Source organism: Maribacter sp. UBA3344 (assembly GCF_002362375.1).
GTDB classification, from domain to species: Bacteria; Bacteroidota; Bacteroidia; order Flavobacteriales; family Flavobacteriaceae; genus Maribacter; species Maribacter dokdonensis.
This window is the reverse complement of record NZ_DERI01000017.1, coordinates 15783-29088: the sequence shown is the minus strand read 5'-3', so window position 1 is coordinate 29088 and position 13306 is coordinate 15783. Positions and strand designations below refer to the sequence as shown.

Genomic DNA, 13306 nt, shown 5'->3' with positions numbered 1-13306 from the left:
CGGTTTTAATGACCTTTTATTCTTTGTTCAAGGAGTTAGAGAAAAGCCATGGTAGTAAATCTGGTTCTGTAAAAGCAGGATCCCAACTATTATGGTTGGCAAAATCATATAAGGTAAGCCGGGGGAAAGCTCCCTCATGTAGTAAAGCACTAACCATTTCCATTGTTTGTAAAGGGGCAACAACGTTATCATGAGCACCATGAAATGCCCATACAGGAATTTTCTTCGCGTAATTTGTTGCGTAAGTTGCGTCGCCCGCTCCACATATTGCAATTGCGGCAGCAAAACGGTCTGGTTGTCTTGCTAAAAGTTCATAGGTGCCCATACCGCCCATAGAAAGCCCCATGACATAAGTTTTGTTTTTATCTACAAAGTCTTCTTTTTCATAATTTTCCAATAATTGCAGCACAAGGTCCATTGCCTTGGTTGGTCCTTTTTTAAATTGAAAGTCCAATTGAACAGGGTAGTTGCTACGATCTACGTTTACCTGAGCCCAATAATCATCTTTAGGGCATTGTGGCATAATAACAATTGCGGGAAATTTGGTTCTATTGTTTTGATCAAGAAATAAAGCACTACCATGTGTTAATTGTTTTTGGTTGTCATTGCCTCTTTCACCTGCACCATGTAAAAATAAGATCAACGGATAAGTTTTTTCCGTATCAAAATTTTCTGGGTATAGCATTCTATATGGCAACGTATCACCTTTTACGATCAATTCTTTCTTTTCAAATAAGCTGCTATCTTGTGCAAAAGCTGTATAGCTGCACACAAGAATTATGGCGAGAAGAAACAAGTGTTTATTTTTCATACGTAAAACCTAGTTTGTTAAGACCATTTTGAATGTCTTCATTCTGCATAAAAAGATTCCAAAGTAAGCCCGTTCTGTAGTTTTCTATCATTATGATTTCAGGTCCTTGGTCAATTGCCAAATAGGCTTCCGCAACCCAAAAATTGTTTTGCGGACTAAAAGCATCATAAAATCCTGCAGGTCCCAATAATTTATCTTTATGCTGATAAAAATAGCGTAGCGCTTTTAGGGATTCTTCCGGAGTGTAAGGAATGGAGCTTATAGCCGCTGTTGGAGATATTATGCCTGTGTCATTACTTGGGCTATGTGCGTTATACCCTAAAGTGCCATCTGTGTTTCTGGAGTAGCTAGCCGTTAATCCCCAGCAATTTTCGCCATAATCGATGAAATTTTTAGGATTTTCTACGCAGTACAGATAATTGATTTTAGCATGGTTGATGGCCGCAGCACCATAATCAACAAATTCGTCGTTCAAGTTTTGTGGTCGCAGCCCTAAATAAGAATAATGCGAAAAAAATAATGGTCCACCGTTAGCGGAGTTTCCTGCGTGATCCACCACTAATGGAATATTATATGCACTGGTAGCATCACTAATAGCTCCGTTAGATGCCCAGCCGTTGGTGTACACATCTTTTTCAATGGAATATTCTGGTGAAGCGGCAGCCATTATATAAGCAATCATTACTTCATTATACCCTTTAAGTTCTAAGTTGATATCAAAACCAAAATTGGGACTCCAGTGCCAGTACAGGCTATTTTTATCTTGCGTGTACCAGTTCCACTCAACCCCTTTCCAAAGGGTGTCAGCTTTATTCGCTAAAGACTTTTCGGTATCGTCACCATCTTTAAAATATTCTTTAATACAGATCAAGCCTTGCGCCAAAAATGCGGTTTCTACAAGGTCGCCACCATTGTCCATTTCGCTAAAAGGTCTAACGGTACCATTGGTACCATCTAGCCAGTGTGGCCACGCACCGTGAAAACGATCGGCAGTTTCCAGAAAACTTAAGATTTGATCAATACGTTCTACAGATTCGTTTCTGCTAATAAAACCTCTTTCTATACCGATGATCAGTGCCATTAATCCAAAACCTGTACCGCCAATACTAACCGTATTTGGGTCGTTAGATGGTTCATTGGGGTGAAAACGTTCACGTGCCGCACCAGAGTTTGCTTCGGCATAATCCCAAAAGTATTTGAAAGTTTCACGTTGGGTAAGGTCTAAAAGTTCCTCATCCGTAATTTCGGGTACTTCAGGGTCTGGTTCTGGCTCTGTTGGTGTTTCCGGTAGCTCAGATTGCCCAGTTGGGGCATCGGGTTCCGATGAGGAGCACGCCATTACCGTCATCGTTAAGATTCCCAAGAATATAGCGAACGCCTTTTGGAGTGCTTTCTTTTGGTACCTATGTCGGTTTTTGCCCTTCATTTTGTAGATGCTACTGAAAATCCTAATTTATCCAACCCGTTAATTACGTCTTTGTTGGTCATAAAAAGCATCCAGAATAATCCGCTTCTATGATTTTCTATCATCACCGGAATAGGACCTTGGTCAATAGCTAAATATCTAGGCAATACCCAGTTTTTTTCCAAACTAAAGGCATCATATGGACCGTATTTACCCACAAGCGTATCATGGTTGGTGTACAGGTTTCTTAAAAATGCCATACTTTCCTTAGGGGCATATGGCATGGAAGACAGTGCCGCAGTTGGGGAAATAACGCTGATATCCCTATCTGGTCTATGTCCGTCATATCCTTTAATAGAATAGCTGGACGTAAGCCCCCAAAGGTCATCTCCGTACCCTTTGAAATTCTTAGGGTTGTCAACGGCATATTTGTACTGTATCATGGTATGATTATGGTTCAATTCCCAGTAATCTGCATATTGGTCTTTTAAACCTTTTGGGTTTAAACCGGTAAAAGAATAGTGAGCCCAGAACATAGGGCCTACGGGAGATGCATCACTTTCATAATGATCTAAAACGGTGGGTAGACCGTAAAAAGTGGTATCTTTTGTTATAGCGCCATTTCTAGCCCAGCCTTTGTCATAAACTTCTTTTTTAATAGGATGGGTAGGAGATGCCGCTGCCAAAATGTACATGATCAAAGCTTCGTTATAACCACCTACTGGGAAGTTCATATCCCATTCATACTCCGGGGACCAGTGCCAGTACAGTACGTTTTCACCTTTGGTATACCAATCCCATTCCACTTCTTCCCATAGTTGTTGTATGTGTTGGGCAAGTGCTTGTTCACGTTCATTACCGTCTTTAAAATATTCTTTAACGGTCAATAAGCCTTCAATAAGAAATGCGGTTTCTACCAGGTCTCCCCCATTATCTTTTTTGCTGAACGGAGTCATTTTACCATCTGGAGTAAGCCAGTGTGGCCATGCGCCATGAAAACGATCGGCATTGTCAAGAAAATCTACAGCTTTTTCCAATCTTTCAAGACCCATTTCGCGTGTAATGAATTCTCTTTCAATACCAACTAAAATTGCCATTACACCAAAACCTGAACCACCTATGGTAATAATATCCTTATGGTGGGTTGGATAAATATCATCTAAATGAATTCTTTCTCTTGCCAGCCCTGATGTAGGTTCTGCACCTTCCCAAAAATAATTGAATGTCTGCTTTTGTACGGAATCCAATAATTGTTCATCCGTTAATTTGATGTCTTCTTTTTGTTTGTCTTGATCTCTAAGTTTGGACTTAGAGGATTGACCATTACAACCCACTAACAAAGTTGCAATGGTCATTGAAATTAAAAATAACCTCATAAAATCTACTACATTAACTAATTTAAACTAAACTATTATCGTGCTTAAAGACCTGCTTGTCTTATATCTTGAATTTCTTGTTGGGTCAGTGCTTTGTTGTATAATCTTAGCTCATCAATAAAACTAAGGTCAAAACCATGTCCCCATTCTGTAAACCTTGGAGCGCCTGAACCTATGGATAATAGATCACAACCTGTCCAATCTACGCCTGTAAAGTCACCTTGAGCAACAACTTCTCCATCAAAGTAAACCACACATTCATTACCGGAGATGGTAAAAGCCAAGTGCACCCAGTCTGTAGTAGTAGGATCCAGTGCAGCCGCATCGCCACCATCAAACCAAGATTCACCGTCACCATTACCCACATTCAACTTAAATACTTGTCTTGTTGCATCACCTTCCCTAAAGAATCGGAATCCGTTTGTGCGTTTGTTCTGTACATCTGGGTAACCTGCGTTGTCCACATCTTCTGGACCCATAACTAAGATGGAACCTCTTGTTGGGTCTGCATTCAATTTGTACCATAATGTTGCACTAAATTCCTCTGTAGTAAGCGCTCCGGATTCATTTGTTGGAAACGTTAAATAAGAATCTGCTGCACCGGCATAAGCATTATCACCTTCTACGCTTTCACCGGCATAACCAGGTGTACCTACAACGGTAGCGTCAATGTCTCTAAAACGTTCATTGTAACTACCATCAAAAGGCATATAGAACATTTCACCATCAAAAGTAGGAGGGTAGGAAGAAACGAATTCACCTGAATCGTCAGCCATTATTTGTTGAACTTCATCTTGAGAAATTGCTCTGTTGAAAATACGAAGTTCATCCATTAAGCTTTCATCTGATAAGTGACCCCATGCTGTAAAGTTAGGGGCGCCAGACATGATGGAAAGCACATTAACATCTGTCCAATCAATTCCGCTAAAAGCACCTTCACTGGCAATTTGACCGTCAATATATACTACGGCTTCAGCATCGGAAATGGTAAATGCGAAGTTTACCCATTCTCCTGAAGAAGGATCTACGTCTGCAGCCTCGCCGCCATCAAACCAAGTACCTGCATCACCAGAACCTACATTTAATTTAAAACGTTGATTGCCATTAGCATTTTCGCGGAAAAATCTAAACCCTTTAGAAAGGTCATTGTCTGCGCCATTCACTAAAGGCGCACTCATAGTCAATACACCTGCACGATCGGGAGAACTGTTGATTTTCATCCAAAAGATAGCACTGAATTCTGCATTCTTGAATCGTTCAGGGTCTAAGGTCAAATACGTATCGGTTGCACCTTGGTAAGCGCCGTCTCCAGCAATGTTATCTTCACTAATAGAAGGTGTACCAAATTCTTCGGCTTCTTCAAAACTGATCAGGTCAACATACGCGCCATCAAAAGGCATATATAAAATTTCACCAGGATATTTAATAACATAGGCTGGCTCTTTTGTAAAATTGACCGTGCCGTTAGTAGTTTTACCATCTAGGTCTGTGGCCGTTACGGTAAGAACATGATCACCATCCGCTAATTGGTCATAAACCAAATCATCAACTACCAACCTTCTGTAATCCAGAAAATCAGCATAGCTTTTAATAGTTGTTCCATCTAAAGCAACGTTGACAGAAGCTAATTCTATATCATCTTGAGCTTCAAATTTTATGGTAATAGTTGCTAATTCTTCATTAACTTTTACTGCCAAACCTTCTGTTGGAGATGTAATGGTAATGCTAGGAGCCGTTTCATCTGCGCCTGGGTCAACTTCGGTAAGAGAATCTATACCATCTTCGCAGGCTACCAAAATAAAGGCAGCCAACCAAAATGTAATAATGTGTTTAAAATATTTCATTGTAGTTGGTTTTTAGTTTGCTATTTCACCTAATATTGGAAACTCGTCTATCTGATCTTGATGATAGGTTACAAAAGCCCTGTCTTCCGTAAATGTTCTGCCATCAAAACTTAGTTCATCATACCTGCCCAAGCGTACCATATCGAAAAAACGCTTTCCCCATTCCATTGAAAGTTCTGCATATTTTTCATCCACGATTTGATCAAGGGTAACCCCACTTAATGGAGCCATATTTGCTCTTGCCCTTACTTGGTTTACCGCCTCATCTGCAGTCATTACAGAATTATTGGCACCTTGAACTAGAGCTTCGGCATACATTAGCAATGTTTCTGAGTAACGAAAAACAATGTTGTTCTTGTTACTGCCATAAGCCGTACGGCCAGGTATTAATTGATTGGTAGGTAAATAGTGTTTTCCACTTGAAAATATGGAACGAACCGTTGAAGTATTTTCATCACCATCCCTGGTAATGGGAGATACAAATGAAGGTAGGGTTTCTGCGGTATAAGGCGTAGTAGCGATCAAACTGTCAATACCCTTTTGACTAAAGAAAACCGAAGTTTCCAGACGATCGGTCTCGCCCCTGTCCAACATGAATTCTATATATTTTAAGCTAGGTTCAAAGAATCCCCAGCCATTACTAGAACCATCAACCTCCGGATTCCATGAGTTTGGACCATATGGAGCGTACAAGTGGCTTACCCTATCACCCTCACCATTGCCGAAATCCGAGTATTGAAATTCAAATAAATTTTCGTCGCTTAGTTTACCGGGAGTTTTAAACAGTTCGTAATAATCTGGGAACAAACTGAACTTTCCAGAAGCAATAATTTCACCAGTTGCATCTGCTACGGCTTGGTAGTTTTTTAGTTCTTGATTTGCCTCTGCCTTTATCATTAAAGCGGTGTACTTGGTAACGCCGCCAGGTAGGTCAGTTCTTTCATTTGGTCTTAGGTCAAGCAAGAACGGAATTGCTTCGTCCATTTGATCCGAAATGTGTTGCATAACTTCATCTTTACTAGGTACGGATGTTACGTCTGCAAAATCATTTAAGTTTGATGAGGTAGGAATGAATACCGAACCATACACTTGCGATAGTTGAAAAAGCAGCACGGCACGTAAAACTTTTGCCTCGGCGATATATTGATTGCCTAAAGCGATGCCCTCATCATCTGCAAATTCCATATATCTTTCAATCTGTTCCATACCCGTATGTGCACCTATGATATCGCCATAATACGTTTCCCATAATGTTCTTGATCCAAAGAAGGAGTTGTCGTACACATAACGGTCTTGATTTTTTAGACCTTGTTGGTCACCCGCTGCATTAACATCATCACCTCTTGTAGCAACTACTAGTGGCTGTTCCCAACCTCTATCTGCAACAGATTGGTAAACTCCTATCAATGAAAAAATCATATCATCGGTTTGGGAGAAATCGGTTCCTCCCGCAAAATTATTATTCAGTTCCGGTTGGTCCAGATCGTCTGAACAACCTATTAGTACAGTACCTAGAAAGGCTAAAAGCACTGTTAGTTTCTTAACTTTTATATATTTCATAGCTGTATGTTTAAATTTTAATATTTACGCCAAAGGTGTATACACCGGGTATAGGGTAAACCTGTGTGTCTCTACCATCAGAAACTTCAGGAGTAAATCCGTTATAGTTGAAGAATGTCAATGGACGCTCTGCGGTGATATAGAATCTTATATCAGGATTGAATTTGCTATTAAGTTTTGGTAGCGTATACCCTAATGTTACGTTCTGTAGTCTCACAAAATCTCCCTTTTCAACAAAAAAACTGCTTAAGAACTGGTTGCTCCAAGGGTTTCTGATACCTCTTGCCGATGGATAGCTATTGGTACTACCGGCACCGTTCCATCTATTTACGGCGAAATCTCTATCTATATTGGCATCTGGTGTCTGGCGAATGGCAAAACGTTTTTGGTTGGCAATGACATTACCGCCTTGACCAATTACATTTAAATTAAAATCCCACGCTTTATAATTCATTCCAAAATTGAATCCGAAAGAATATGTTGGAAGATATGAGCCAAGATCCACTCTATCTTGGGCATCAATTACCATATCTCCGTTTTGATCAACGAATTTTAAATCTCCTGGCGCTACGGTTAAACCATTGGCAATTGCAGCTTGTGCCGCAGGATCCGATAAAATTTCTTCATCGGTCTGATAAACACCGTCTACTTTTAATCCGAAGAACGGATTAATGGTGCCGCCAACAACGGTACGTTGGGCAGTGTCGCCACCAGAAGTTAGATTTTCTTGTCCCGCTAAGTCTAATACCTCATTATCAAGAGTTGAGAAATTACCCCCAACACTAAAGCTAAAGTTGTCCGATACTTTCTGATTCCAATTGGCAACTATTTCAAAACCGGAGTTTCTAATGACGCCCACGTTCTGTCTGGTTTCACCTGGTACTAACAATCTAGATACCGGTATAACCGCATCACGAGTTTCCCTTACGTAGTAATCAGAATCTATGGTTAATTTATTATCGAATAATCTGGCGGTCAAACCTACGTTGGTCTCTGCAGTAACCTCCCACTTTAGGGCTTCAAAATCACTGCTGGTTACTAAGCCTGGATAACGAACATCACCAAAAGCGGCATCTACCTCTGTTGAGGTAATACCACCGGTACTGGCTGCAACGTTTGCATTACCTAACTCACCCCAACTGGCTCTCAATTTTAAAAAATCAATAACGTTACTGTTCTCCAAGAAAGATTCTTCGGAAACCACCCAGCCCACACCAACGGTTGGGAAATAGCCCCATTTCTCTTGATATTTACTTGTTCCGTCAGCTCTAAACGTACCATAGAGCAAGTATTTGCTATCAAAGTTATAAGCAATTCGCCCAAAGTATGAGAAAAAATATTGTCTAAGACCGTCATCACCTACGCCATCTACATCAATCGTTTTTGCTAAATCCAAGAAATAAGATTCATCGCCAATACCGGGTCCGTTGGGAAAGTTAAGTCCCTTAGCCTCTAATTGCTCATAAGAGCGGTCTCTGTAAGAAGTACCTACCAATGCCGTTAGGTTATGTTTGCCATAGCTATCGTCATAGGTTAACGTGTTGTCCCATGTTTGTTCAGAAAAAGTTTGGTTTCTTTTTACTAACTCGGCATTTTCCCTAAATGCGTTACCATTTCCAAAAAAGTAAGGTAAACGTACTTCTCTAGTTTCTGTAGTCTCAAAGTTGTGGTAAAAAGCAGTTTTTAGTGTTAATTTATCCGGAACTAATTGATAGTTCAAGTCCACCGTAGTTAAGGTATTTCTGATCTTGTCTCGGTTCTCGGTATTTTCCATTATAGGAAAAGGATTCTGCGTACCTCTGTATCCTAAATCTTGTGCATTCGCATAAGGTTTTGGGTATGCATCTGTTTTAGAAGGATCTAGTACAGGCATTGTAGGCGTTGCATAATATGCCAAAGCAAAAGCCGTGTTTTCCGGTCTATAACTTGTAGCATTGCTAAAAAGGGTAGAGATACCAATATCTAAGCGATTGGTAATATCCACATTTACCTTAGACCTAATATTGAACCTTTGGTATTCATTCTTCATGTTCAAAATACCTTCTTGTTCAAAGTAGTTTAAGCCTAATGAATATGTTACGGCTTCCGTACCACCGGCAACACCAATACTGTGGTTCTGTTGAAGGGCATGACGTAAAATTAAATCGTACCAATCTGTGTTGACATCTGGTACATTAGGGTTGATTCTACTTCTTCCATATCGTTGTATGGCATTTTCAATAGACTGTGCCTCGGCAGCAGAACCAGATTCTCTTGCCAAGGTAGCAAACTGTTCACTGTTTGAAAGTGTAACCACATTTTGTGCAATTTGTACCCCTTGGTAACCATTATATGTAATTTCTGGTTTTTGGTTGGTTTTACCCGATTTGGTTTCGATCAATACTACACCATTAGCGGCACGTACCCCGTATATTGCGGAGGCAGAGGCATCCTTAAGAACAGAGATAGTTTCAATATCCTCTGTATTAAGAAAATCGATGTCATCGAAAAAGGTACCATCAACTACATATAGTGGGTCTGATGCGCCACCTACGTATGATCCAATACCACGAACCCTAATTGTTGGTCCTGTACCGGGAGCTCCGCTACTTACTACCTGAAGACCTGCTACTTTACCCTGTAAGGATTGCATGGCCGCACTCGTTGGCGTTCTAGTGATATCTTCTGTTTTAATGGTCGTAATAGATCCAGTAAGATCTGCCTTTTTCTGAGTACCGTAACCCACGACAACCACTTCATCTAAAGTTTGAGAATCTTCAGATAAGCTTATGTCAATAGTTGATTGACCGTTCACCAAAACTTCTTGGGAAGAGTAGCCAATGTAACTGATTACTAGAGTACCATCACTAGGTACATCGTTTAAAACATATAGACCGTCAAAATCAGTTTGGGTTCCTGTAGTAGTACCTTTAATTATAATACTTGCACCAGGTAATGGTTGACCACCTTCGTCAATAACAGTTCCCGAAACCGAAATTCCATTTTGCGCAAAAACCGCCAAGTGGGTCATTAAAATGCAGAATGTTAAAAATTTGATTCCTATTTTCATAATTGTTTAAAAATTGAGTTGTAAAATTATCAAGTTGTTAATTTTGATAGCAAGTTATCAAAACAAGGAGCAGTTAAATTTTATTGAACTACATAAAAAGTACATCAATAGTGTGTAGTGCGTGAAAAGCCTTGATTATGGGGTTTTGCAGTAGTAAATGTGTTAATGGAAAAGTAAAAATTAACGTTTTGATGTAGTAATGATGTAGCTAATTAACGCATTCTTAATACGAGTGGTGGTTGTAAAAATTATTAATTGATGTTTTATTTAAATTTAATGAGGTAATTAGATAGGTTTTGCGAGCTGTCTATATTCAATTTTTTGCGAAGACGATATCTGTGGATCTCAACACCACGAACAGAAATACCCATTAACGGAGCAATCTCTTTTGTGGTATGATTCATCTTGAGATAAGCACATAATCTTAAATCCTTGGGTGTTAATTTTGGATATTTCTTTAAAAGATTTTCAAAAAAATCTTCATGCAGTTCTTTAAAACTTACTTCAAAATGTTTCCAGTCTTGGTCTTCATCCAAAGAGCTATCAAGTTTTTTAGATAGCGACTTAAAGCGCTGTTTGTTGCTAAAGGCTTCTTGATTTAATGCAATCATATCTTTTAGCTCTATGATCAATTCGTTTTTTTTGGCAACACTCATGGTGGTTCTTGCCAGTTCTGTCTGTTTTCTCTTAATTTCTTTTTCTAATTTTTCTTTCTCTATTTGTGCCAAACGTTCATCTTGTTCCCGTTGCATTTGAACCTTTAGTTGGTTATGCTTTTTAGCCAATTTTTGCCTGTTGTACCAGCGGACTAAAAGAATGGCCGCAATAATCAATAGTAGATAGCCCAATAAACTCCAATTGGAAAAATACCAAGGCCTCAAAATTTTAAATTCAATAATCTTTGGGGCAGATAGTTCATTACCAATACTAACGGTATGAACTTTTAGCGTGTAATCTCCAAAGGGTAGGTTTTGAAGTTGAATGGTACCATGATCCAAATAGTTAGACTGATCAATTGTGCCTGTAAGTTCATAGAAATAGGTATACTGTTTAATACTGCCAGCGGAAACATTAATAAGTAAAGATTTGGATTTGTTAAAGGGTATTTTAAAACTTGAATTATTTAATAAATACGTTTCTTTTTCATCTTGAAAAGAACTTAATCTGGGTATTGGTAATGCTACATTTTTTAATTCATTTTCAAATTTATTCAGGTTAAGTTTTCCAAACCCGTCGGTAAGGGTAAAGTAATATATGGAATCATTATAGTTTACTATGGTTTCCGTTTCTATAGCAAGTCTTTTTCTAAGAAGGGCATCATCTAATGTAAATTGATTATCACCAAGGTCTGTATGAATAATTTTTTTCTGATTATCATTATCAAAAAACCAATAACTTGTTGAATTATAGTTGACAAGATCCATATTTACATAATCTTTAAACTCTTCAAATTCCGATATAATATCAGCTATTGGATCATATTTGAACCAATTACCTTCACTAGATAGTATTATTTGGTTTTTAATATTGTACAATTTGATGTTGTAAGTGTTGGGTATGGCACCAGTTTTAATTTCTGTTGTTGATAGCACTTTTGTGTGCGTACCGTTCATGGTTATTTTAAAAAGCCCTTTATATGGATGTGCCGCCCATAAAGTTGTAGCGTTTTCAAAACATAATTGCTTTACGGGAAAGTCAATGCCGGTAATACGGCTGGTGATCCAATTTCCGTTTTCCCCCTTTTTAAAATTTGCTAAACCGGTATATGTACCCTGAATATAAGAAGATTGTGTTTCAGGGATTTTGGCTATTTGATATCCCCCGGAAATGTCGGACACTTTGTTGAGCTTATCATTTTTTAAAATAAAAGTACCTGTGTTATGACCACAGAATAAATCTCCGTCTATAATTTCCAAATCCCAAACATGCCCCTGTGATCCAGGTACAAATTGCAACTGGTCATCCTTAAAATGATAAATACCGGTATTACTGCCCAAATATAGCTCGCCCTCATGATCTACAAGATCATAAACGGTACCTAAAACACCTGAATGGTCGGTATAATAAGTAATAGGGTTTTTCAATTGAATTTTATCTATACCATTATCTAGACCCAGCCATAATTGTTCTTTATAATGCAGCATGGCCAAAACGGTATTGTTCTGCAGTCCCAGTGCTTTGTTGAGGTTTTGAAAGGTATTGTGCTTAACATCATAAGTGTAGATGCCGTTCTTAATAGTGCCAAATGCAATTGTATTTTTGTCGAGAGACAATACTTTGTTCAGTTGGTGGTCTTTTAGCTCGTTGTTTATAGCGTCGTCCAATGGAGCTATTAGACCATTGTTGAGCATATAACAGCCATTAAGTTTGGTGCCGATAAGTAGATTGTCTCCAAAGGAAACCATATCTACAATAGTTTTTCCTTCCAATATTTCCTGAGATTCCAAGGGAGCAAGTGTATTGTCTTTAATACGATATAATCTACGTTGTTCACCGGCAACAATAATCTCGTTTTTATACTTGGCAATATTTGTAACAACAAAAGGAGCATCTAAAACTCTTATTTCATTGTTTCGGTAAATATATACGGTTGAAAAGGATCGAAAAATGATGGCATTGTTAAGAGGTATTATTTGCCAGAACTCCTCGTTCGTAAATTCGTGTTCTTTTATTAAATGGGTTAAAGAGGTGTATTCTAATGAACCGTATGGATTCATTTTCCAAAAACCGAATTCTTCATAAGAGCCGGTATAAATTTTTCCATTCACATATGCGGTTGAGCGTATTATCGTTTTATTGGGCAGTTTGTTGAGTGTCCAACTTTCGCCATTAAAGTGAAGCAAGCCTATGTTGTTTGCCACATATAATTCACCGTTCTCATCAATAGTTAGTCCCCAATTTTTACTAGCGGCATTGTATTCATAGCTACTGTAATTCTGAATTGGAGGGGAAAGGCTTTGCCCATTACTCCACAAAGGAATAATGCACAAAGTGATGATAAGAAGTAATCTAGTTTTCATCTTTTAGATAAAAATGTTTAATAAGGAGTCATTAAAGGTAAGTTAAACCAACTTTCAATAAAACTTAATGAAAATAATATAAAGTTTAAGGGTGTTGATTTGAAATTGGACAAAAACCCATTAGGAGAATTTACTGCATAAAAAAACCTCTGAAATCTCAGAGGTTTTTGTTTTAGTAGCGGGGACTGGACTCGAACCAGCGACCTTCGGGTTATGAGTGTTTGATACTTGTATGCTAAAC

Annotated in this window: 7 protein-coding genes; all 7 read right to left on the bottom strand. The window is 38.6% G+C overall.

Going from position 1 to position 13306, the window contains the following annotated elements; all coding sequences use genetic code 11:
• Nucleotides 1-16: 16 nt before the first annotated feature.
• The 7 genes from B2Z27_RS11330 to B2Z27_RS11300 all read right to left on the bottom strand — a co-directional run bounded on the left by B2Z27_RS11330 (nt 17) and on the right by B2Z27_RS11300 (nt 13065).
• Nucleotides 17-811, bottom strand: coding sequence for a prolyl oligopeptidase family serine peptidase (locus tag B2Z27_RS11330; protein WP_286813740.1), 795 nt, complete (start codon nt 809-811; stop codon nt 17-19).
• Nucleotides 801-2150 (bottom strand): glucoamylase family protein, encoded by a 1350-nt coding sequence (locus tag B2Z27_RS11325; RefSeq protein ID WP_286813904.1) that lies wholly within the window; start codon nt 2148-2150, stop codon nt 801-803. Before B2Z27_RS11325 ends, B2Z27_RS11330 begins: the two co-directional genes overlap by 11 nt.
• An 83-nt stretch (nt 2151-2233) precedes the next feature.
• Nucleotides 2234-3592 (bottom strand): glucoamylase family protein, encoded by a 1359-nt coding sequence (locus tag B2Z27_RS11320; RefSeq protein WP_286813739.1) that lies wholly within the window; start codon nt 3590-3592, stop codon nt 2234-2236.
• 44 nt (nt 3593-3636) lie between these two features.
• A complete protein-coding gene (locus tag B2Z27_RS11315; protein ID WP_286813738.1) occupies nt 3637-5436 on the bottom strand; it encodes a LamG-like jellyroll fold domain-containing protein in 1800 nt (599 codons plus the stop codon).
• 12 nt (nt 5437-5448) lie between these two features.
• Entirely contained in the window at nt 5449-6996 is a 1548-nt protein-coding gene (locus B2Z27_RS11310; protein ID WP_286813737.1) for a RagB/SusD family nutrient uptake outer membrane protein, read from the bottom strand.
• Nucleotides 6997-7006: 10 nt separating this feature from the next.
• Nucleotides 7007-10045: a SusC/RagA family TonB-linked outer membrane protein gene (locus B2Z27_RS11305; RefSeq protein WP_286813736.1), complete on the bottom strand. Its 3039-nt coding sequence runs from the start codon at nt 10043-10045 to the stop codon at nt 7007-7009.
• 263 nt (nt 10046-10308) lie between these two features.
• Nucleotides 10309-13065 (bottom strand): helix-turn-helix and ligand-binding sensor domain-containing protein, encoded by a 2757-nt coding sequence (locus B2Z27_RS11300; protein WP_286813735.1) that lies wholly within the window; start codon nt 13063-13065, stop codon nt 10309-10311.
• Nucleotides 13066-13306 lie beyond the last annotated feature (241 nt).

Coding starts and splice junctions, on each gene's coding strand:
- B2Z27_RS11305 (WP_286813736.1), bottom strand. CDS start 10,045: ATGAAAATAGGAATCAAATTTTTAACATTCTGCATTTTAATGACCCAC.
- B2Z27_RS11310 (WP_286813737.1), bottom strand. CDS start 6,996: ATGAAATATATAAAAGTTAAGAAACTAACAGTGCTTTTAGCCTTTCTA.
- B2Z27_RS11300 (WP_286813735.1), bottom strand. CDS start 13,065: ATGAAAACTAGATTACTTCTTATCATCACTTTGTGCATTATTCCTTTG.
- B2Z27_RS11315 (WP_286813738.1), bottom strand. CDS start 5,436: ATGAAATATTTTAAACACATTATTACATTTTGGTTGGCTGCCTTTATT.
- B2Z27_RS11325 (WP_286813904.1), bottom strand. CDS start 2,150: ATGGCGTGCTCCTCATCGGAACCCGATGCCCCAACTGGGCAATCTGAG.
- B2Z27_RS11330 (WP_286813740.1), bottom strand. CDS start 811: ATGAAAAATAAACACTTGTTTCTTCTCGCCATAATTCTTGTGTGCAGC.
- B2Z27_RS11320 (WP_286813739.1), bottom strand. CDS start 3,592: ATGAGGTTATTTTTAATTTCAATGACCATTGCAACTTTGTTAGTGGGT.